The following is a 21,445-nucleotide window of genomic DNA, read 5'->3' as shown; positions in this document are numbered from 1 at the left end:
GAGCGGAACAACACCCAGGAGGAATAGTCCCGAGTGCGTTCACAGCGTCCTCGCTGTGTGTATTTCAAAGGAACCTCATCACCAGACCATGACGGCCACAGTGACAGGGTATCAACATATCTGGCGTTGACTTTTGGCACGCTGTTGAGTTCTCAAGGAACGGACGCTTCCTTCGTACTCACCCCCACCATTCGGTGCAGGCTTTCCTCCGGGCGCTTCCCTTCGGTGTTTCCGACTCTATCAGACCGTTTCCCGATCCGATTTCCTCGGTGCTTTCCAGGAAAGCGATTCGCTTGCTTTCCTTTCCAGCGGTTCCGACTTTATCAGAGGTTTTCCAGTGGCTTGCACCACCGAATGCGTTCCGATGTGAGTCAGAAAGGCTTCCTCAGTACGTCACCCTGAGATGGATGAGGATCGGGAAGCCGTAGATTTTCTCAAACTGCCTCACGAGCTTCGAGCTCGTTCCTAGGCAACTGTTCGAATCTACCTCCCCAGGCAGGCCGTGTCAACAGCTTTTCTGGGGACGAGGAGGACAGTAGCAGGTCTGCGGGGGCCTGTGCACATCAGGCGGCCAGGGGCACGGAGGCGCTGCGTTCCTCGCTGTCGAGGTCCCCGGTGGCGCCCTCCCGCACCGCCCGGCGGCCCAGCACGTACACGTAGGCGAGGAAGAGGAGCTCGGCGGCGATGCCGATGGCGATGCGAGCCCAGGTCGGGAGCCCCGAGGGGGTGACGAAGCCTTCGATGACGCCCGAGACGAACAGCACCAGGGCGAGGCCGATCGCCATCCCCAGCGCGGCGCGGCCCTCTTCGGCGAGCGCCGTGCGGCGGGGGCGGGGGCCGGGGTCGATGAGCGTCCAGCCGAGGCGCAGTCCGGTGCCGGCGGCCACGAAGACGGCGGTCAGTTCGAGCAGGCCGTGCGGGAGGATCAGGCCGAGGAAGACGTCGAGCCGTCCCGCCGAGGCCATCAGGCCGATGCCGACGCCCACGTTCGCCATGTTGAGCAGCAGGATCCAGAGCACCGGTACGCAGAGGAAGGCGCCGAGGACCAGGCAGAGCGCGGCGGCACGGGCGTTGTTGGTCCACACCTGGGCGGCGAAGGAGGCCGCCGGGTTGCTGGAGTAGTAGGTCTCGTACTCGCCGCCGGGGTCGGTGAGGGCGCGCAGGTCGGCCGGGGCCCCGATGCTGGCCTGCACCTCGGGGTGGGTCGCGATCCACCAGCCGATGAGCACGGCGACCAGCGTGGAGAGGACGGCGGTGGGCACCCACCAGCGGCGGGTGCGGTAGAGGGCCGCCGGGAAGCCGTGGGTGAGGAAGCGGGTCACGTCGCGCCAGGAGGCGCGGCGGGTGCCGGTGGCGGCGTTGCGGGCGCGGGCGACCAGCTGGGTGAGGCGCCCGACGAGCTGGGGGTCGGGTGCGCTGGACTGGATCAGGGAGAGGTGGGTGGCGGCGCGTTGGTAGAGGGTGATGAGTTCGTCGGCCTCGGCGCCGGTGAGACGGCCCGGGCGGCGCAGCAAACCGTCGAGGCGGTCCCATTCGGCCCGGTGGGCGGACACGAAGACGTCGAGGTCCATCGGATCGTCTGCTCCTCGGCTTCTCGTACTGCGGCAACGGGCCTCAGCTTGGCAGACTGGCCGTTCGTGGGGCGGACCAGGGCTGCGGAGGGTGCAGGAGCATGAGTGATCTCGTGACGGGCGAGGCGGTCACGCTGGAGTTGCGGCCGGCGAGGCTGCCGAGCCGCGGTCTGGCCTTGGCGATCGACCTCACGGTGGCGCTCGGTGTCTATCTGGGAGTGACCGCGGGGCTGGTGGCGGCGACCTCGTCCTTGGACGAGGCGGCGTTCGCGGCGGTCACCGTGGCGAGTTTCCTGCTGTTGCTGGTGGGGGTGCCGATCGCGGTGGAGACCCTGAGCCGGGGGCGGTCGCTCGGGAAGCTGGTGTGCGGGTTGCGGGTGGTGCGGGACGACGGGGGGCCGATCCGGTTCCGGCACGCCTTGGTGCGGGGCGCGGTGGGGGCGGTGGAGATCCTCGGGACGTTCGGGGTGGTGGCGATGATCGCGTCGTTGGTGTCGGCGCGGGGCCGGCGGGTGGGAGACGTGCTGGCCGGGACGCTGGTGGTGCGGGAGCGGGTGCCGAAGGCGGTCGGCGGGCAGTTGCCGCCTCCGCCGCCGTGGCTGGTGGGGCGGTTCGCGGGGGTGGACCTCTCGGGGGTGCCGGACGAGGTGTGGTTGGCGGTGCGGCAGTACCTGAGCCGGATGTCGCAGTTCGATCCGCAGGCGGGTGCGGCCATGGGTCAGCGGCTGGCGTGGGAGGTGGCCCGGCTGACCGGGGCGGCGGTGCCCGAGGGAGTTCCGGCGGCGGCGTTCCTGGCCGCGGTGGTCCATGAGCGGCGGTCGCGGGACGCCTCGCGGATGGCGGCCGGTGGGGGGCCGGGCGGCGGGGCCGGTGCGTGGGCGGGGGCGGGGTACGGCCCCGGAACCGGGGCGGGTGGCGGTTTCGCGGCGCCGGGCGGGGTCGGCGGTGGGGCGGCGGTGCCTCCGGCAGCTCCCCCGGCCCCGGCCGCTCCGGCTGCGGCGCCTCCGTCGTCGCCGTCGTCGTCGCCGGGTGCGGCGGGCGGGTCGGGCACCGGGTTCGCTCCGCCGGGGTGAGTCGGTGGCGGGGGTCCGCGGGCCGGTGGGTCAGGGGAAGGTCGAGGGGGGTGACTCCAGGTCCTCCAGCTCGATGCCGGGGGCCGACAGGACGACGTCGCCGGCGAGGTGGACGGTGTGCTGTTCGCCCGTGTCGAGTGCGGTGACCCGGTAGGCGTCCACGGTCAGGGGGGTGGGGTCGGCGTCCTCGGCGGCGTGGGTCTCGCGGCTCACCAGGGCCCAGGACTGGTCGACGGTGCGGGGGGCCAGGACCGGTGGGGTGAGGGCGAGCAGGCGGACCCGGACGGCGGGGGCGCCGGGGGCGAGGCGCAGCAGCCGGGCGGTGGCGACGAGGAAGGCCGGTGAGGTGCCGGTGAAGGCGTGCGCGGGGGCGTTGCCCTCGTCGGCGTGTTCCCCGGTGGGGTCGGTGCGCACCCAGGTGACCCCGTCGAGTGCGCCGCCGCGCACGCGCCAGCTCGCGGCGTGCAGTTCGAGGCGGAGGGGGCGGCCGAGGCCGTCGAGGGTGAGGTCCACGGAGCCGGCGTGGTCGCCGGTGGGGGTGCGGGTCTGCGCGACGTAGCGCCAGCCGGAGGGGCCGGGGGCGCAGTGGAAGTGCTCTTCGCCGAGGGGGGTGCGGTCGTAGGGGTCGTGGAGGGTGTAGTGGCCGCGGGGCATGGGGGTCCTGGTGGTCGTGGTGCTGGTGTTCCTCGGCGGCCGGTGGGTACGGGGCAGGCCCCCGGCACCGGGGTGCGGGGGGCCTGCCGGGTACGCGCGTGACGGGTCCGTTCGCCGGGTGGCGGCGGGGCGGGTCAGTAGCGGTAGTGGTCCGACTTGTAGGGGCCCTCGACCTCGACGCCGATGTAGGCGGCCTGTTCGGGGCGGAGGGTCGTGAGCTTCACGCCGAGCGCGTCGAGGTGGAGGCGGGCGACCTTCTCGTCGAGGTGCTTGGGGAGCGTGTAGACGTCGGTCGGGTAGGCGTCGGGCTTGGTGAACAGCTCGATCTGGGCCAGGGTCTGGTCCGCGAAGGAGTTGGACATCACGAACGACGGGTGCCCGGTGGCGTTGCCGAGGTTGAGCAGGCGGCCCTCGGAGAGCACGATGAGGACCTTGCCGTCGGGGTAGGTCCAGGTGTGCACCTGGGGCTTGACCTCGTCCTTGACGATGCCGGGGGTCTTGGCGAGGCCGGCCATGTCGATCTCGTTGTCGAAGTGGCCGATGTTGCCGACGATGGCCTGGTGCTTCATCTTGGCCATGTCCGCGGCCATGATGATGTCCTTGTTGCCGGTGGTGGTCACGAAGATGTCGGCGGTGGCGACGACCTCGTCGAGGGTGGTGACCTGGTAGCCGTCCATGGCGGCCTGGAGGGCGCAGATGGGGTCGATCTCGGTGACGATGACCCGGGCGCCCTGGCCGCGCAGGGACTCGGCGCAGCCCTTGCCGACGTCGCCGTAGCCGCAGACGACGGCGGTCTTGCCGCCGATGAGGACGTCGGTGGCGCGGTTGATGCCGTCGATGAGGGAGTGGCGGCAGCCGTACTTGTTGTCGAACTTCGACTTGGTGACGGCGTCGTTGACGTTGATCGCCGGGAAGAGGAGGGCGCCGTCGCGGTGCATCTCGTAGAGGCGGTGGACGCCGGTGGTGGTCTCCTCGGTGACGCCGCGGATCTCGGAGGCGAGCCGGGTCCACTTCTGCGAGCCGTCCGTGATGGTGCGGTGCAGGAGTTCGAGGATGACGCGGTGTTCGTCGGACTCGGCGGTGTCGAGGGCGGGGACCTTGCCGTCCTTCTCGTACTCGACGCCCTTGTGGACGAGGAGGGTGGCGTCGCCTCCGTCGTCGAGGATCATGTTGGGGCCGCCGGTGGGGCTGTTCGGCCAGGTCAGGGCCTGCTCGGTGCACCACCAGTACTCGTCGAGGGTCTCGCCCTTCCAGGCGAAGACGGGGACGCCCCGGGGGGCGTCGGGGGTGCCGTCGGGGCCGACGGCGATGGCCGCGGCGGCGTGGTCCTGGGTGGAGAAGATGTTGCAGGAGGCCCAGCGGACCTCGGCGCCGAGGGCGACGAGGGTCTCGATGAGGACGGCGGTCTGCACGGTCATGTGCAGGGAGCCGGTGACCCGGGCGCCGGCGAGCGGCTGCTGGGCGGCGTACTCCTTGCGGATGGCCATGAGGCCGGGCATCTCGTGCTCGGCGAGGGTGATCTCCTTGCGCCCGTAGGCGGCGAGGGAGAGGTCGGCGACCTTGAAGTCCTGTCGGTTGTCGACGGCGGTCATGGAGGGCTGCTCCTCGGGTTGGGTCGAGGTGGGTACGGCTGGTCTGCGCGGCGGGCAGGGTGGAGCCCGCGCGTTGCGCAGCGCAGTCCGTCGGAGGCCCTCTCTCCCTCGGTCGGCCCGGGGTGCGGGCCGCCCGACCGCCATCAGCAGCGACGTCTGGCACTGGTCACGAATCTAACACCGCGGGGCGGGCGGGCCACAGGGCGCGATCGCGTTCGGCCGGATTGCCCGGGGCGAACGGCTCAGTGTGCGGGGGTGGGGTCCCCTTCGGTGCGGTCGTCGCGGTGGACGTCGGGTTCGAGGTAGATCACGCGGGCGATGGGGCAGGCGGTGCGGACGCGGGCCTCGGCGGCGTCGATGGCGGTCGCGATCCGGCCGGCGGTGCTGTTGCGGGGCACCGCGATCTTGGCGGCGACGAGGAGTTCCTCGGGGCCCAGGTGGAGGGTGCGCATGTGGATGACGCGGGTGACGGTGGTGCCGTCGACGAGGGCGGCCTCGATGGCGCGGATGTCGTCGGTGCCGGCGGCTTCGCCGAGCAGGAGGGACTTGGTCTCCACGGCGAGGACGAGGGCGATGAGGATGAGCAGGACGCCGATGCACAGGGTGCCGATGCCGTCCCAGAGGCCGTCGCCGGTGGCGAGGGCGAGGCCGACGCCGCCGAGGGCGAGGACCAGGCCGACGAGGGCGCCGAGGTCCTCCAGGAGGACGACGGGGAGTTCGGGGGCCTTGGAGCGGCGGACGAACTCCTTCCAGGAGAGGGTGCCGCGGACCTGGTTGGACTCCTTGATGGCGGTGCGGAACGAGAAGACCTCGGCGACGATCGCGAAGACGAGGACGCCCACGGGCCAGTACCAGTGTTCGACGGGGTGCGGTGCCTTGATCTTCTCGTAGCCCTCGTAGAGGGCGAACATGCCGCCGAGGGAGAAGAGCACGATGGAGACGAGGAAGGCGTAGATGTAGCGCTCGCGGCCGTAGCCGAAGGGGTGTTGCGGGGTGGCTTCGCGGCGGGCGCGTTTGCCGCCGAGGAGGAGCAGGCCCTGGTTGCCGGAGTCGGCGAGGGAGTGGACGCTCTCGGCGAGCATGGACGAGGAGCCGCTGAAGAGGAAGGCGACGAACTTGGCGACGGCGATGGACAGGTTGGCGGCGAGTGCCGCGACGATGGCCTTGGTCCCGCCTGAGGCGCTCATCCGTGGGGTGTCCCTTCCGCCCGGGGCGGTGCCCCGTGGGTGCCGGCTGCTGGTGGTGTTCCCGTGCCCGGTGGTGGCGGGCGCGGGGGCGCAGATGCGGGATCGTACGGGGTGGGGTGCGCCGGCGCACGGGGTTCGCGCGGAGTGTCGCCCGTCCGGGGGACGGGTCCGGGCGGGCGGTCCGTCGGGTCAGACCGCGACGGTGGCGCGGAAGAGGGTGCCGGTGCCGGTGACTTCGGCGGCCTCGCCGGCGGGGACGAAGACGGAGGTGCCGGGGGTCAGGGTCTCGGCGGCTCCGGGGCCGCGGAGGGTGAGGGTGCCGGCGGTGCCGAGCAGGATCTGCGGGGTGCCCGCGGTGAGGTCGCCGGGCGGGGCGGTGTCGGGGCGGACGAAGCGGGAGAGCCGGAACTCGTCGATGGGCGTGTCGTAGACCTCCTCCCCGGTGGGGGAGGCTTCGGGGCGCAGGACGGCGGGGTCGGCGGCGTCGAAGCGGACGATGCGGAGCAGTTCGGGGACGTCGACGTGCTTCGGGGTGAGGCCGCAGCGCAGGACGTTGTCGGAGGTGGCCATGATCTCGACGCCGAGGCCGTGCAGATAGGCGTGGGGGACGCCGGCGCCGAGGTACAGGGCTTCGCCCGGCTGGAGCCGTACGTGGTGGAGCAGCATCGCGGCGAGGACGCCCGGGTCGCCGGGGTGGTGGTGGGCCAGTGCGGCGTAGGCGGCGTAGGCGGCTCTGCGGGCGGTGGCCGGGTCCTCGGTGGCCGGGTCCTCGTGCGGGGCGGGGGCGGGCGGGCCGGCGGCGGCGAGTCGGGCGCAGGCTTCGGCGGCCTCGGTGACGGTGGCGGCGGTCTCGGTGCGGTCGCCGGTGAGGACGGCGGTGAGCACCTCGCGCAGGGCGGCGGCTTCGGGGGTGGCGCGCAGCAGGTCGACGTAGGGCTTGAGGGAGTCGACCTCCAGGGCGGCGAGCAGGTCGGCGGTGGCGTGCGGGGCGCGGAATCCGCACAGGCCCTCGAAGGGGGTGAGCGCGCAGATCAGCTCGGGTTTGTGGTTGGGGTCCTTGTAGTTGCGGTGGGCGGCGGTGGGGTCGATGCCCCGGCGCTGTTCGCGGGCGTAGCCCTCGCGGGCCTGGTCGAGGTCGGGGTGGACCTGGAGGGAGAGGGGGGCGCCGGCGGCGAGGAGTTTCAGCAGGAAGGGGAGGCGGGGGCCGAAGCGGGTGACGGCGGGGGCGCCGAGGGTGCCCCGGGGGTCGGTGTCGATGAGGTCGGCGAGGGTGCCGCGGGGGGTGCGGGAGGGGGCGCCGGGGTGGGTGCCCATCCACATCTCGGCTTGGGGTTCGCCGGTGGGGGTGGTGCCGAGGAGGGCGGGCAGGGCGGTGGGGGAACCCCAGGCATAGGGGCGGACGGGGTTGGCGAGACGGTGCATGGGTTCCTCCGTGATGCAGGGTGCGACGTGCTCCGGAGCCGTGGGCGGCGGCGCCGGTGCGGCGGCCGGGGCGGGCTCCGGCTCCAGGTCATGCCCCGGAAGCGAGCGCCAGGTAAACGGCGGCGAAATCCGTGACGGCGATCAGTTCGGCGAGTGCTTCGAGTGTGTCGCCGGGGTCGTCGCCGCGGGTGGCGGGCGCGCCGTCGGGCGCCGGGGCGTCGGTGCGGTCGTCCCGGTCGCCGTTGTCCCGGTCGCCGTTGTCGCGGCCGTCGTCGAGTCCGGCTTCGAGTTCGCTGACGGCGGTGTCCTGGCCGAGGGCGAGGGCGCGGGCGGCCGGGGCGGCGCTGAGCGGGCCGGTGGGCCCCTCCCGCAGCAGGACGACGCGGGCGCGGAGGGCCTGGGCCTCTTCGACGCGGTCGCGGAAGAAGTCGTCGGGGTCGGCGCCGGCGGCGAGGCCGCTGGTGAGGAGCGCGCCGTGGGCGGGGAGGGCCTCGGGGAGCTGGGCGGCGAGGGCGGGGCGGCCGGCGAGTTCGCCGATGGCGGCGGCGAAGCGGCGGCCGGCGGGGCCGGCGGAGGGGCCTTCGGTCCAGATCAGCGGGAGGGCTTCGGCGAGTTCGGCGGCGAGGGTCTTGGCGGGGTTGGCGTAGGTGGCGATGGCCGGGCCGCAGCGTTCGGCGGTGCGGTCGAGGCGGTCGGCGACCCGTTCCAGGGTTTCGGCGGGGGCGCTGATGAGTCCGGTGCGGTCGAGGAGCATCAGCAGGGGGGTGAGCAGGGCCCACAGGGCGCCGGGGGCGGAGGCCGCGTCGGGTTCGTCCTGCTCGTAGGGGGCGGTGGCCATGGGCAGGGTGAGTCCGTGGACGCCGTCGACGGCCTCGCCGAGGGGGGTGCGGTCGGGGGCGACGGCGACGACGGTGCAGCCGCGCCGGTACGCCTGTTCGGCGAGGAGGGCGAGGCCGGGTTCGGTGCCGTCCGGGGTGGCGATCAGCAGCAGGTCGACGGGGCCGGCCCAGCCGGGCAGGGCCCAGCGCAGGGCGCCGGGGGCGGCGGCGACGCCGGTGGCGTCGAGGCGGACGACGGGGCTGCTGGCGCCGGCGAGGGTGCCGAGGATGTCGGCGGCGGCGTTGGCGGCGGCGCCGGGGCCGGCCATCAGGACGGCGCGGGGGCGCCCGTCCGGCCGCAGGTCGCCCACGCCGGCCTCGGTGGCGTGTCGGGCGGCGGTGCGGACGCGGGCGCCCGCCTCGGCGGCGCCCCGCAGCAGGCGGCGCCGGTCGGCCCGGGCGAGCGCTTCGGGCTCGTCCAGCAGCGATTCGTCGAGCATGGGGCGGCCTCTCCGGTCGATTCGCTGTGGGGCGGGGCGGCGGGCGGCCGTTACGCGGGGCGGCGGGCCTCGTCCACGAGGAGGACGGGGATGCCGTCGCGGATCGGGTAGGCGAGGCCGCAGTCCTGCCCGGTGCAGAGCAGTTCGGCGTCGGTCTCCGTGAGGGGGGCGTGGCAGGCGGGGCAGGCCAGGATCTCCAGGAGTCCGGCTTCGATCGGCATGGCGGGGTTCCTTCCGGCGGGGGGCGCGCGGGATGGGTCCGCGGCCTGGTCAGCGTACCGCCGCGGTCGGGCGGGTGCCGGGTCGACGGTCCTGGTGGGGGGTGGTGCGCACCCCCGGGTACCGGACGGTCGTCGTCCGGTACCCGGGGTGCGGCGGGGTCAGCCGCGGATCAGGGCGAGGACCTCGTCCCGGGTCTTGGCCATGGTGGCCTCGTCGCGGCCTTCGGCGTTGAGGCGGAGCAGCGGCTCGGTGTTGGAGGGGCGGACGTTGAACCACCAGTCGGCAGCGGTGACGGTGAGGCCGTCGAGCTCGTCGAGGGTGACGTCCTGGCGTTCCCGGTAGGCGTCCTTCACGGCGGCGAGCCGGGCGGCCTGGTCGTCGACGGTGGAGTTGATCTCGCCGGAGCCGACGTAGCGGTCGTACTGCCCGACCAGCCCGGAGAGCGGGCCGTCCTGTTCGCCGAGGGCGGCGAGGACGTGGAGGGCGGCGAGCATGCCGGTGTCGGCGTTCCAGAAGTCGCGGAAGTAGTAGTGGGCGGAGTGCTCGCCGCCGAAGATGGCGCCGGTGTTCGCCATCTCCTGCTTGATGAAGGAGTGGCCGACGCGGGTGCGCACCGGGGTGCCGCCGTGTTCGCGGACGACCTCGGGGACGGACCAGGAGGTGATGAGGTTGTGGATGACGGTGCCGCTGCCGCCGTGCTTGGCGAGTTCGCGGGCGGCGACCAGGGCGGTGATCGCGGACGGGGAGACGGGGTCGCCGTTCTCGTCGACGACGAAGCAGCGGTCGGCGTCGCCGTCGAAGGCGATGCCGAGGTCGGCGCCCTCGGCGCGGACCCGGGCCTGGAGGTCGACGATGTTCTTCGGGTCGAGCGGGTTGGCCTCGTGGTTCGGGAAGGTGCCGTCGAGTTCGAAGTACATGGGCACCAGGTCCAGGGGCAGCCCGGCGAAGACGGTGGGGACGGTGTGGCCGCCCATGCCGTTGCCCGCGTCGACGACGACCTTGAGCGGGCGGATGGTGCGCAGGTCGACGAGGGACCTCAGGTGGGCCGCGTAGTCGTCCAGGGTGTCGCGCTGGTCGACCGTTCCGGGCCCGGCGGCGGGTGCGGGGGCGCCGTCGCCGGCGGCCCAGCCCTCGACCAGGGCGCGGATCTCGGCGAGGCCGGTGTCCTGCCCGACGGGGGCGGCTCCGGCGCGGCACATCTTGATGCCGTTGTACTGGGCCGGGTTGTGGGAGGCGGTGAACATGGCGCCGGGCAGGTCGAGGGCGCCGGAGGCGTAGTAGAGCTGGTCGGTGGAGCACAGCCCGATCTCGGTGACGTCGACGCCGCGGGCGGCGGCGCCGCGGGCGAAGGCGCGGGAGAGTCCCGGGGAGGAGGGCCGCATGTCGTGCCCGATCACGATCGCCCGGGCGTCGGTCACCTGGGCGAAGGCCGCGCCGAAGAGTTCGGCGAGGGACTCGTCCCATTGGTCGGGGACCACCCCGCGGACGTCGTACGCCTTCACGATCTGCGACAGGTCAACCGTCACGGCCACACCCTCCTGGAGGTCCTCTGAGGCCCCCCAAACTACCCGCAGGGGGTGGCGGTGGGCAGGGCGGCACGGGGCCGGTGCGGGCGGGCGGCCGCTTTTCGGCCGGGCGACGTCGTCGCTGGTGGCGGGGGCGGCGCGGGGTTCAGGAGTCCGGGGAGCGCAGGACGCGCAGATGGCCGCGGCGGGCCACTTCCCTGGGGTCGGCGCCGGTGCGTCCGCCGGCCTCGGCGGCGCGGTCGTGGGGGCGGGCCGCCTCGCGCACGGCGTTGGCGAGGGCTTCGAGGTCGTCGCCGCTGGGCCGGGCGGGGCCGCTGGCCTCGGCGAGGCGGACGACCTCCCAGCCGCGGGGGGCGGTGAGGCGCTCGGAGTGCTCGGCGCACAGGTCGTAGCAGTGGGGTTCGGCGTAGGTGGCGAGGGGGCCGAGGACCGCGGTCGAGTCGGCGTAGACGTACGTCAGCGTCGCGACGGCGGGACGGCCGCACGCGGTGCGCGAACAGCGACGTACAGGGCTCACGATGTTGGACGGTACCGCACTCTTGAGCGGGCCGCGACGACTCCCCCGCACGTCACCCCGCCGTGTCGTGGCGTGAACCCGCCCCCGGGGGTTTCCGGTTGTGGATCCCGGGCGGTGCGCGGCGGGGGCGGTCGGAAGGACGAAACGGGGGGCGAATCGGGACTAGTGGGGGCTTTCACCTCAGACGGGACGCGACCCACCCTCCTTGAAATGATCAATAGCGATCACAAGCGTGGCTGGAATGGTCAACAAGTGACATGCCCTACATCGGGGTGACGCGAGGGGCGAACGGGTCGGACTTCCCGCGGTACGGAGCCGCACTGACACGGAACGTGACGGAACCTGGGGGACGACGCGGCGGGGAGGCCGCCGGAGGACTACGCTTCCCCGGTGATGGACGACCCCGTTTCTCCCCCTGCCGCGAACCGCGGCCCCCGGCGTCGTGACCGGCACGGCCGCGGGATGCGCGGCCCCGTCGCCCCGCCGCAGGTGCCGCTCGCCGCCAGCCGGGCCGAGCTCTTCACGGACCTGGTGCAGGACTCGGTCGAGCGGCTGGAGCGGCGGTGGCCCCAGCTCTCCGAGTTCGACTTCATGGTGCTGGAGGTGCCCCGGCTGGAGGCCGCGGACGGGGGCTGGGGCGAGGACCCGGTGCCGCTGGGCGGGATCGTCCCGGCGCGGGAGGGCCGGCGGGCGCGGGTGGTGGTCTACCGGCGGCCGGTGGAGATCCGCACCAAGGGGCGCGACGAACGCGCCGCCCTGGTGCACGAGGTCGTGGTGGAGCAGGTCGCCGAGTTGTTGGGGCTGACCCCGGAGACCGTCGACCCGCACTACGACGAGGAGTGACGGCGCCTCAGTCCTGGAGCACGGACAGGTCCTCCTCCGCCTTCGGCACGGCGACGGTGCCCCGGTCGTCGGCGAGGGTCTGGACGGTGAACATGGGGATGCCGTCCTCGGGCAGCTCCAGCATCCGGGACGCGTGCACCGGGCCGCCCGACAGGGTCTCGACGGTGAGCGCGTAGGCGCCTTCGAGGCCCTTCGGGACGAGGTCGTCGACCCGTACGGTGGTGCCCTCCGGCACCGGGTACGTCCGGCTCACCGGCGCGCCGCCCCCGCTGCCCGCCGAGGCGGTGACCCGCACCTTCGCGCCCCGCCCGGTGGACGTCAGGGCCAGCGCGCCGCCCTCGGCCCGGTTGTCGGCGACCGTCGCCCGGGCGCCGATCCCGGTGCTCGCGGGCAGGTAGGCGGTCTCCCGGCGGTCGCCCTTGCCGCGGACCACCTGGAGGGCGGCCACGACCGGGGCGGAGGAGCCGTCCTTGGGCGCGAGCAGCAGGGAGCCGGGTTCGCCCCGGGTGATCTCACCGAGGTCGACGGCCGTGGTCATCCCCGCCTTGACGTGCAGCTCCTCGTTGCCGGCCGGGACGATCGGACCGTTCGGCGAGGCCACCTGGAGGGTCAGCTCCGCGTCCTGGTCGCCGGGTGCGAAGACGACCAGACGGGCCGCGGTGACGTCCTCGGGGACGCCCGGGAGCACCACCGCGGGCGCCGGGTCGGCGGCGGGCGCCAGCCAGTCAGCGCCCCGCTCGGCGTCGACGGCCCGGATCGCCGCCGCGACCCGCCCGCTGCGCACCGTGACGTGCACCGTGAGGTCGCCCTGCGGCTCGTCGGTGAGGGTGGACAGCAGCACCGGCACGGTGGCCCGCGGCTGCACCTGGATGTCCTCGCCCAGGGAGGACGCGAGGGCGCCGTCCTTCCCGTGCAGCTCGATGTCGACGACGGCCGCCGCGTCGTCCGGATTGGTGAGGTGGACGTAGTCGGTGCGGCCCTCGGCGGTGCTGGCGCCCGGCAGCCAGAACTCGGTGTCCGGGGCGGCACAGGCGAGCCCGAGGACGCCGCGGCCCTCGCCCGCGGTGACGGTGGTGGTCTGCTGGACGGTCCAGCCGGGGGCGAGCCGTCCCTCGGCGGCGCCGATCAGGGCGGGGACGTCCGCGCCCGATTCCTCGGCGGTGACCGGGGTGCCGGGCTCCGCCGGGCGGAGCGCGGGCGCGCCGGCCTTCTTCTTCGCCCGGGCGGCGGGGTCGAGCACGGCCCGGCCGGAGTCGGAGGCGCCCGGGGACTTCGGGGTGTACGAGGTGTAGGTGGTGTCCGCGAGGTCCGAGTCCGAGGGGGCCGGGCAGAGCAGGCCGGAGCGCTCCACGGGCAGCCGGGCGGCGGACGGGGCCGCGTCGTCGCCGTCCGCCCCGGGCATCGTCACCACGGCGAGCCCGGTGACGGCGGCCAGCGCGGCCGTGGTGGCGAACAGGGACAGGGTGGTGCGCTTCACTGCTGGCTCCCCTCGGGGCGCTCGCGGTCGGTGCCGTGCGGGCCGTGGTCGTGGCCGCCCGGCGGGTGGCCGGGGTCGGTGCCGTAGGCGTACGGGTCGTAGGGCTGCGGCGCGGGCGGGTCGTAGCCGCCCGCGCCGAACGCGTCGGAGCCGTAGCCGTCCTGACCGTAGGTCTGCGGCGGGTGCACGGGCTGGTCGTAGGGGGCGTAGCCGTCCTGCGGGGCGGGCCCGGGGTGGTAGGCCGCGTCGTACCCGCCGTGTCCGTCGTACCCGTATCCGGCGTACCCGCCGCCGTGGTCGGCTTGCGGGGGGACGGTGCCCGGGTGGACGGAGGGGTCCGGCGGCGGGGGGTCCCAGACCGGGGGTTCGGCCTGGTGGGGGACGGGCAGGGCGACGGGCGCCGGCGGGGGCGGCTCGGCGGGGGCGGGCTGCTCCTCGCGCAGTCGGCGGGCGCGGCGGCCCTCGGCGGGCGGGGGCGGGGGCGGCGTCTCCTCGGGGAGGTCGTCGTCCACCTGACGGCGGCGGCCGGGCAGGGCGAGGACGACGAGGACGAGGAGGAGGGCGGCCTGCGTCCACTGCCAGGCGGTGTGGGTCAACGGCGTGGCGTAGGTGACGTCCAGGCGTCCGCCGGAGGCGGGGAGCCGGAAGCCCTGGGCCCAGCCGTCGACGGTGACCTTGGTGAGGGGCTCGCCGTCCAGGGTGGCCGTCCAGCCGGGGGCGGCGGAGTCGGCGAGGCGCAGCACGCGGCCCTCCGGTCCGGGGCGGAGCTCGGTGTGGATCTCCACGGGTCCGGCGGCGACGGGTTGGGGGTCGCCGGAGGCGGGGACGACGGCGGCGCGGGAGACCTGCCGGTCGACGCGCCAGAGGGAGTCGCCGTCCTGTTCGCTGAGCCGGGACAGGCCGGGGGTGGTGTCGAGGACGCGGCTCATGGTGCGGGGGGCGCCGTCGCGGACGAGGACGTAGCGCACCGCGTAGCCGCCGAGTTCGTCGGCCTGGTCGGCGCCGGAGCCGGCGACCAGGTGGGCGACGACCCGGTCGAGCCGGGGGTCGGCGGGTGCGGCGGCGGCGAGTTCGGCGTCGCCGAGGCGGGCGCCGGAGCCGCGGACCAGGGTGTAGGCCACCCGGTCGGGGCCCTCGCCGTCGAGGACGAGGGTGCGGGCCTGGTCCTGGGTGCGGCTCTCCTCGGCGACGAACGCGGGGACCTGGACGGGGTCGCGCCGTTCGAGGGGGCCGTGGGCGCCGCCGATCATCCAGCCGGCGGCGGCGAGGAAGGTGCCCGCGGCGGCGGCGAAGGCGATGAGCGCGGCGACCGGCTGGCGCCAGCCGAAGCTCTGCTCGGCCACCCGGTGGCGGGCCCCGTCGGCGCCCAGGATCGCGGCGCCCAGCAGGGCGAGCCCGTACACGAGGGTGGCGGGGCCGGCCCAGGTGGCGCCGTTGGAGAGGGCGGCGAGGACGAGGGCGACCAGGGCGGTGGTCCAGGCCGCGAGGACGCCGGTGCGGCGTTCGGTGCGCAGCAGGGCGGCGAGCGCGGCGAGGACCACCCCGGTCAGCAGGAGTCCGCCCACGGTGCCGGAGCCGCCCGGGGAGGCGCCCAGCAGGTCGAGGGCGTCGGAGGCGGGGCCGGCGTGGTCGAGTCCGGCTTCGGTGAGGAAGCCGGTGGGCAGCAGCGTCAGCGACCAGGGCGCGAGGACCAGCAGCGGGGTGGCGAGGGCGGCGAGGGCCCGGGCGCCGTGCGCCAGGAGGTCGCGGCGGCGCACGGCGAGCAGCACGAGGCCGAGGGCCAGCGCGATGGGCCAGACCACCGGAGTGAACGCGGTGGTGACGGTCAGCAGCAGGGCGAAGGCCCAGGTGGCCCGCCAGCTTCCGCGGGTGCCGGGGCGGGCCAGGCCGCTGGCGGCGACGCCCGCGCGGGCCAGCAGCGGCAGCAGCACGGCGAGGACGGCGGTGCCGATCCGGCCGCCGGCGACGGCGCCGGTGACGGCGGGCAGGAAGGCGTAGGCGACCGCGGCCCAGGCGCGCAGCACGCGCGACATGACCAGCGGGCGGGAGGCGAGGTAGGCGGTGACGCCGGCGAGCGGTACGGCGCCCAGGAGGAGGACGCTGACCGCGAGGCCGGCGGAGCCGAAGAGGAGGTTGCCGAGCAGGGCGAGGAGGGCGAGGTGGGGCGGCGCGGTCTGGGTGCCGCCGGTGCCCACCGGGTGCCAGGCGGCGGTGTAGCGGGCCCAGAGGTCGGCGGCGTCGGCGGGGGCGGGCAGCAGGGCGCCGCCGGTGAGGGCGCCGGGGCCGAGCAGGGCGCGGGTGGCGACCAGGGTGCACAGCAGCAGGAGCGCGAAGAGCACCGGGCCGGGTTTGCGGCCGACGCGCTTGAGGCGGGCGAACTGTTCGACTTCCAGGAAGTCGGCGTCGTCGCCGCCGGGTCCGGATTCGACGGCGCCGTGGCGTCCGCCGCGGCCGGTGTCGGTGTCGGAGGCGCCGACCAGGTTGCCGGTGAGGTGGTCGAGGGCGGCGCGGAGGGTGGCGCCGGGCGGCGGGAACAGGGGCCGCAGTTCGTTCCGGTCGGTCCGCGGGCGTCCGCGGCTGCGGCGGGCGGCGAGGACGCGGCCGGGGCGCAGCAGGGTGGCGGCGAGGCCGGTGACCTCGTCGAGGGCCTGCCCGGGGACCTTGCCGACGAGGTAGGCGAGGGCGCGCAGGACGGTGCCGAGGACGAGCCTGACGAGGACCCAGGGCAGGGCGGCGGTGCGGGTGTTGGCCAGCAGCGCGTAGGAGGCGCCGGCCTTGTCGACCTTGTGCGGGGAGCTGGTGCCGCGGCCGGCACAGTCGACGCTGCGGCGTTCGCGGGAGGCCGCTTCGGCGTGCCGGACGCCCGCTTCGGGGGCGACCAGGACGCGGTGGCCGGCGTGGTGGGCGCGCCAGCACAGGTCGATGTCGTCGCGCATCAGCGGCAGGTGGCGGTCGAAACCGCCGAGTCGGTCGAAGACCTCGCGGCGGATCAGCATGCCGGCGGTGGAGACGGCGAGCACGGGGCGGACCTGGTCGTGCTGGCCCTGGTCCTGTTCGCGGCGGTCGAGTCCGGTCCAGCGGCGCCCGCTGGGGGCGATGGTGACGCCGACTTCGAGGAGTTGGCGGCGGTCGTACCAGCCGCGGAGCTTGGGTCCGACGACGGCGATGTCCGCGGCGCCGTCGCCGGTGGGCGTGAGCGCGCGTTCGTTCTCGACGGCACGCAGCAGGTGGTCGAGGGCGTCCGGTTCGGGGGCGCAGTCGTCGTGCAGCAGCCACAGCCACTGTTCGGGTTCGCCGTGGGGCAGCTCGGGCAGGTCGTAGGCGTCGTCGTGCCAGGTGCGGGTGGCGGGGTCCCAGCCGCTGGGGCGCTTGAGGTAGGGCAGGTCGTCGGGGGTGAGGACGGGCGCGGTGCGCACGGCCTCGTCGACGGCCTGCCCGAAGCCGGTGCGGCGGGCGAGGTTCAGGACCCGGTCGGCGCCGAGGGCTTCGGTGAGCAGCCGGGCGGAGTCGTCGGCGCTTCCGGTGTCGGCGGCGACGGCGTTCTGCACGGGGCGGGTCTGACCGAGGAGTCCGGCGAGGGTCTCGGGCAGCCATCGTGCGCCGTCGTGCGCGACGACGACGGCGGTGACGACGTGCCGCGGGTGCTCGGGCGGGCTGGTCGGGTCGGACAGGGCCGGCCGCGGTGGAGCGGACGCGGCGGCCGTGGCGGTGTGGTGGCCGGGCGGCCGGCTGTGCAGGGACATCGTGGTGCGGGCCCCGTCGCTGGACTGTGGTCGACGCGCACGGAAATCCGCTGGCCGTGGGCTCGGTGCCGGGTGGTCGCGGAGGTCGTGGGTCTCGGACGAGCGACCACACTAACGGCTGGGCGCGGGGCCGGTCGCCGCCTGTGGATAACCCCGGCTCCGGCGCTCCGCGCCTCACCCGATGCGGTGACGGGTGGCGGCCTGCCCGGGGAAGGGGTGGGAACGGGCCGGGCGCGGGGTGGGGGCCGGGTGGTGCGGTGCGGGCTCCGGGGTGGCGGAGACCGGGCGGGGGTGTGCGGGCGGCGGGGTGGTGGGGTGCGGGCGGGGCCGCCGGGCCCGGGTGGGGGTGGGTGGAGCGACGGGAGTCGGGTCAGACCGCGGCCTTCTTGAGGCGGCGGCGTTCGCGTTCGGAGAGTCCGCCCCAGATGCCGAAGCGCTCGTCGTTGGCGAGAGCGTATTCAAGACATTCCGAGCGGACCTCGCAGGCGAGGCAGACCTTCTTGGCCTCGCGGGTGGAACCGCCCTTCTCGGGGAAGAAGGACTCGGGGTCGGTCTGGGCGCACAGTGCGCGCTCCTGCCAGCCGAGTTCCTCTTCGTCCATGCCCTCGACGGTGTCCACTGATTCGATCAGCAGGTGCTGGAACAGCTCGGTCATGTAGCGCCCCTCGTCTGTTTTTGCGTCCCCGTGACGGCGTCGTCCGGCTTGTTCACCAGCGAACGACACGAGTGAAATTACAAGTGCGCCGGTCCGAGCCAGTCAAGCCGGGATCTGCTAATGCCCCCCTTATTCACTCTGCGGAACCAAGGGTATACGGTAAGTGCTCAAATCGACATAAACCGTGACAGGCTCTCGGGTGACCGCCTCCGGAGCGTCTCACCAGGAGAGACGTCCCGGAAACGCGCTTCGTTGCGATACCGCCCCGGAAGCGAAACTGATCACACCCGCGTATGGCCCCGCAACGCCGGGGAAGACGGCCCGGGTTGTCCGACGCCTCCTGGTCAACGCGCGGCCCCACGGTCGGCAACGGGCGCCACCGGAACGGGTGAATACCAGCCAGCCGACCGGGGACTCGGTTGACATCACAGGTGTGAACCGGTTGCCTGGTGGGCATGCTCGCGAACTTGGCGCTTTCCGTGACCCGCCCCGGGTCCCTCGGTGCTGCCCGCTCGCGCTGTAGCTGTTGTCCCTGCTGCTGTTGAGCCCCTCGCGCTCCAGCCACCCCGCCGACGCCCCCCGCGCCAGCGTGCCGCCCGCACCCCGGATCGGCGCCTTCCCCGCGGGAGCCCCCGCCGTCCGCGATCCGGACGGGCACCGTCGGCACGGCACCGGCCCGTAGCGGCCCCGCTCCCGCCCCTCCACACTCTCGCCGAGGACACCCCCGCACCCCATGAACAGCGACAGCGACCTCCAGATCGCCGGCGACATCCTCGAAGTTCCGCACCTCCTCCAGCCGCCGCGCGAACATCCGGTCACGGTGGCCGAGTTCGCCGGGCTCGCCCGGGCCGTCGCCGCCGACCCCGACCAATGGGCGCCCCTGGTGCGCTACGACGCCACCAGCCGCTGGTACCACCGGCTGCGCACCGGGCCCGGCTACGAGATGTGGCTGCTGTCCTGGGTGCCCGGCCAGGGCAGCGGACTCCACGACCACGGACCGTCCAGCGGTGTGCTCACCGTCCTCGCCGGCGAACTCACCGAGCGGACCCGGCGCGCCGCCCGCACCCTGCGCCCCGGTGCGCAACGGGTCTTCGCCCCCGGCTACGTCCACGAGGTCACCAACGACGCCCTCGAACCCGCGGTGAGCCTGCACGTCTACTTCCCCGGGCTGACCGAGATGCCGATGCACGCGGCGCAGTGCGCCGGCGCGAGCGCCACCGCACCCGCCTGACCGGTTCCGCACCCCCTGCGCCCGCCGCGCCCCGGCCGGGGCAGGGGTGTCGGTGGCGCCTGACAGACTTGTGCCCATGCGCATTGTGGTTCTGGCAGGCGGCATCGGCGGTGCCCGGTTCCTGCGCGGTCTCCGGGAGATCGCCCGGGAACGCGGGGTCACCGACATCACGGTCATCGGCAACACCGGGGACGACATCCACCTCTTCGGTCTGAAGGTCTGTCCGGACCTGGACACGGTGATGTACACCCTCGGCGGCGGCATCGACGAGGAACAGGGCTGGGGGCGCGCGGACGAGAGCTTCCGGGTCAAGGAGGAACTCGCGGCGTACGGGGTGGGGCCCGACTGGTTCGGGCTCGGGGACCGGGACTTCGCCACCCACATCGTGCGCACCCAGATGCTCGCCGCCGGGTACCCGCTGAGCGCGGTCACCGAGGCGCTGTGCGACCGCTGGCAGCCCGGGGTGCGGCTGCTGCCGATGTCCGACGACCGGATCGAGACCCATGTGGCGATCACGGTGCCGGAGGGCGAGCCGGACGCCGGGGAGCGCAAGGCCGTCCACTTCCAGGAGTACTGGGTGCGACTGCGGGCCGGCGTCGAAGCGCACGCCGTGGTCCCGGTCGGCGCCGAGCGGGCCGAACCCGCGCCGGGGGTGCTGGAGGCGATCGCCGCGGCCGACGTGGTGCTGTTCCCGCCCTCGAACCCGGTGGTCAGCATCGGCACCATCCTCGCCGTGCCCGGCATCCGGGAGGCCGTCGCCGAGGCCGGGGTCCCGGTGGTGGGCCTCTCCCCCATCGTCGGGGACGCCCCGGTGCGCGGCATGGCCGACAAGGTCCTGGCCGCGGTCGGCGTCGAGGCCACGGCCGCCGCGGTCGCCGAGCACTACGGCTCCGGGCTCCTCGACGGCTGGCTGGTGGACACCGTGGACGCGGGGGCGGTGGCCCGGGTGGAGGCCGCCGGCATCCGCTGCCGGGCGGTGCCGCTGCTGATGACGGACCTGGCCGCCACCGCGCGGATGGCCGGGGCCGCCCTGGACCTGGCCGCGGAGGTGCGGGCATGAGCGGCGCACCGCGAACGGGCCCCGGCTTCCGGGTGTGGGCGGTGCCCGGCATCGGCGAGGTGGTCCCCGGGGACGACCTGGCGAAGCTGATCGCCGCCGCCGAACCCGGGCTGGCGGACGGGGACGTGGTCCTGGTCACCTCGAAGGTCGTCTCCAAGGCCGAGGGCCGGATCGTCGCGGCGACCGACCGGGAGGCCGCCGTCGACGGCGAGACGGTCCGGGTGGTCGCCCGCCGCGGAACGCTGCGGATCGTGGAGAACCGGCAGGGGCTGGTGATGGCCGCCGCCGGCGTCGACGCCTCCAACACCCCCGCCGGAACCGTCCTGCTGCTGCCCGTCGACCCGGACGCCTCCGCCCGGACCATCCGCGACGGACTCCGCGAGGCCCTCGGCGTCCGGGTCGGCGTCGTCGTCACCGACACCTCCGGCCGGCCCTGGCGCTCCGGGCTCACCGACATCGCCATCGGCGCGGCCGGCGTCCGGGTCCTCGACGACCTGCGCGGCGGCACCGACACCCACGGCAACCCGCTGAACGTCACCGTGGTCGCCACCGCCGACGAACTCGCCGCCGCCGGCGACCTGGTCAAGGGCAAGACCGCCGGGCTGCCGGTGGCCGTGGTCCGCGGACTCCCGCACGCACTGCACCTCGACACCCCCGACGGCACCGAGGAGCCGGGGGCGCGGGCGCTGGTGCGGGGCGCCCGCGACGACATGTTCCGGCTCGGCACCTCGGAGGCGGTCCGCGAGGCGGTCACCGGGCGGCGCACCGTCCGGTCGTTCACCGAGCAGCCGGTGGACCCGGGGGCGGTGCGCCGGGCGGTCGCGGCGGCCGTCACCGCGCCCGCCCCGCACCACACCACGCCCTGGCGGTTCGTGCTGCTGGAGAGCGCCGACGCCCGACTGCGGCTGCTGGACGCCATGCGGGACGCCTGGATCGCCGACCTACGGCGGGACGGCAAGTCGGAGGAGTCGATCGCCCGGCGGGTGCGGCGCGGGGACGTGCTGCGCAACGCGCCGTACCTCGCGGTGCCGTGCCTGGTCACCGAGGGCGCCCACCACTACGGGCACGCCCGGCGGGACGCCGCCGAGCGGGAGATGTTCGTGGTGGCGATGGGCGCCGGTGTGCAGAACTTCCTGGTGGCGCTGGCCGGGGAGCGGCTGGGTTCGGCCTGGGTGTCGTCCACGATGTTCTGCCGGGACGTCGTCCGGGAGGTGCTGGAGCTGCCCGCGGAGTGGGACCCGATGGGCGCGGTGGCGATCGGGCACCCGGCCGTGGAGCCGGCCGAGCGGCCGGCCCGGGAGGTGGAGGCGTTCGTCCGGGTGCGGTAGGGGCGCGGCACCATGGAACGGGGACC

General features: G+C 74.6%; 18 protein-coding genes. 6 read left to right on the top strand and 12 right to left on the bottom strand.

Annotated features, from left to right (window positions below):
* Positions 1-563: 563 nt before the first annotated feature.
* On the bottom strand, positions 564-1,571 hold the full coding sequence (locus ABT092_RS26050; protein ID WP_351247964.1) for a stage II sporulation protein M: 1,008 nt from the start codon (positions 1,569-1,571) through the stop codon (positions 564-566).
* A 101-nt stretch (positions 1,572-1,672) separates the two neighbouring features.
* Here ABT092_RS26050 and ABT092_RS26045 point away from each other — a divergent pair, with 101 nt between their 5' ends.
* Positions 1,673-2,644: an RDD family protein gene (locus tag ABT092_RS26045; RefSeq protein ID WP_351247962.1), complete on the top strand. Its 972-nt coding sequence runs from the start codon at positions 1,673-1,675 to the stop codon at positions 2,642-2,644.
* Positions 2,645-2,674: 30 nt separating this feature from the next.
* Here ABT092_RS26045 and ABT092_RS26040 read toward each other — a convergent pair whose 3' ends face one another.
* The 8 genes from ABT092_RS26040 to ABT092_RS26005 all read right to left on the bottom strand — a co-directional run bounded on the left by ABT092_RS26040 (position 2,675) and on the right by ABT092_RS26005 (position 11,133).
* Entirely contained in the window at positions 2,675-3,298 is a 624-nt protein-coding gene (locus ABT092_RS26040; RefSeq protein ID WP_351247960.1) for a hypothetical protein, read from the bottom strand.
* Positions 3,299-3,432: 134 nt separating this feature from the next.
* A complete protein-coding gene (gene ahcY, locus ABT092_RS26035) occupies positions 3,433-4,890 on the bottom strand; it encodes an adenosylhomocysteinase (RefSeq protein WP_351247958.1) in 1,458 nt (485 codons plus the stop codon).
* A gap of 242 nt (positions 4,891-5,132) precedes the next feature.
* Entirely contained in the window at positions 5,133-6,077 is a 945-nt protein-coding gene (locus ABT092_RS26030) for a cation diffusion facilitator family transporter (protein ID WP_351247956.1), read from the bottom strand.
* Positions 6,078-6,266: 189 nt separating this feature from the next.
* Positions 6,267-7,499, bottom strand: coding sequence for a mannose-6-phosphate isomerase, class I (manA, locus tag ABT092_RS26025; protein ID WP_351247954.1), 1,233 nt, complete (start codon positions 7,497-7,499; stop codon positions 6,267-6,269).
* A gap of 88 nt (positions 7,500-7,587) precedes the next feature.
* Positions 7,588-8,817, bottom strand: a complete 1,230-nt coding sequence (locus ABT092_RS26020) for an SIS domain-containing protein (RefSeq protein ID WP_351247952.1) — start codon at positions 8,815-8,817, stop codon at positions 7,588-7,590.
* A 50-nt stretch (positions 8,818-8,867) separates the two neighbouring features.
* A complete protein-coding gene (locus ABT092_RS26015) occupies positions 8,868-9,038 on the bottom strand; it encodes a Trm112 family protein (RefSeq protein ID WP_351247950.1) in 171 nt (56 codons plus the stop codon).
* A gap of 159 nt (positions 9,039-9,197) precedes the next feature.
* Positions 9,198-10,565 carry a phosphomannomutase/phosphoglucomutase gene (locus ABT092_RS26010; RefSeq protein WP_351247948.1) on the bottom strand — a complete coding sequence of 456 codons (1,368 nt, stop codon included), beginning with the start codon at positions 10,563-10,565 and terminating at the stop codon, positions 9,198-9,200.
* A 145-nt stretch (positions 10,566-10,710) separates the two neighbouring features.
* Positions 10,711-11,133 carry a DUF3499 domain-containing protein gene (locus ABT092_RS26005; protein WP_351247944.1) on the bottom strand — a complete coding sequence of 141 codons (423 nt, stop codon included), beginning with the start codon at positions 11,131-11,133 and terminating at the stop codon, positions 10,711-10,713.
* Positions 11,134-11,475: 342 nt separating this feature from the next.
* On the opposite strand from ABT092_RS26005, the gene ABT092_RS26000 reads away from it, so the two are divergent.
* A complete protein-coding gene (locus ABT092_RS26000; protein WP_351247942.1) occupies positions 11,476-11,925 on the top strand; it encodes a metallopeptidase family protein in 450 nt (149 codons plus the stop codon).
* Between the two features lie 7 nt (positions 11,926-11,932).
* On the opposite strand, the gene ABT092_RS25995 is transcribed toward ABT092_RS26000, so the two are convergent.
* The 3 genes from ABT092_RS25995 to ABT092_RS25985 form a co-directional block, all read right to left on the bottom strand.
* Positions 11,933-13,402, bottom strand: coding sequence for a DUF5719 family protein (locus tag ABT092_RS25995; protein WP_351247940.1), 1,470 nt, complete (start codon positions 13,400-13,402; stop codon positions 11,933-11,935).
* Positions 13,399-17,145, bottom strand: a complete 3,747-nt coding sequence (locus ABT092_RS25990; RefSeq protein WP_351247938.1) for a glycosyltransferase family 2 protein — start codon at positions 17,143-17,145, stop codon at positions 13,399-13,401. The genes ABT092_RS25995 and ABT092_RS25990 overlap by 4 nt, the downstream gene beginning before the upstream one ends.
* A gap of 370 nt (positions 17,146-17,515) precedes the next feature.
* Entirely contained in the window at positions 17,516-17,800 is a 285-nt protein-coding gene (locus ABT092_RS25985; protein ID WP_351247936.1) for a WhiB family transcriptional regulator, read from the bottom strand.
* 526 nt (positions 17,801-18,326) lie between these two features.
* On the opposite strand from ABT092_RS25985, the gene ABT092_RS25980 reads away from it, so the two are divergent.
* The 4 genes from ABT092_RS25980 (at position 18,327) to ABT092_RS25965 (ending at position 21,419) form a co-directional block, all read left to right on the top strand.
* Positions 18,327-18,482 carry a hypothetical protein gene (locus tag ABT092_RS25980; RefSeq protein ID WP_351247934.1) on the top strand — a complete coding sequence of 52 codons (156 nt, stop codon included), beginning with the start codon at positions 18,327-18,329 and terminating at the stop codon, positions 18,480-18,482.
* Positions 18,483-18,533: 51 nt separating this feature from the next.
* Entirely contained in the window at positions 18,534-19,031 is a 498-nt protein-coding gene (locus ABT092_RS25975) for a cysteine dioxygenase (RefSeq protein WP_351247932.1), read from the top strand.
* 76 nt (positions 19,032-19,107) lie between these two features.
* Positions 19,108-20,091 (top strand): 2-phospho-L-lactate transferase, encoded by a 984-nt coding sequence (gene cofD / locus ABT092_RS25970; RefSeq protein ID WP_351247930.1) that lies wholly within the window; start codon positions 19,108-19,110, stop codon positions 20,089-20,091.
* Positions 20,088-21,419: a coenzyme F420-0:L-glutamate ligase gene (locus tag ABT092_RS25965; protein ID WP_351247928.1), complete on the top strand. Its 1,332-nt coding sequence runs from the start codon at positions 20,088-20,090 to the stop codon at positions 21,417-21,419. Before cofD ends, ABT092_RS25965 begins: the two co-directional genes overlap by 4 nt.
* Positions 21,420-21,445 lie beyond the last annotated feature (26 nt).

This window comes from Streptomyces sp. NPDC002490 (genome assembly GCF_040296045.1).
GTDB lineage: Bacteria > Actinomycetota > Actinomycetes > Streptomycetales > Streptomycetaceae > Streptomyces.
This window is presented reverse-complemented; position numbering and strand designations above follow the sequence as displayed.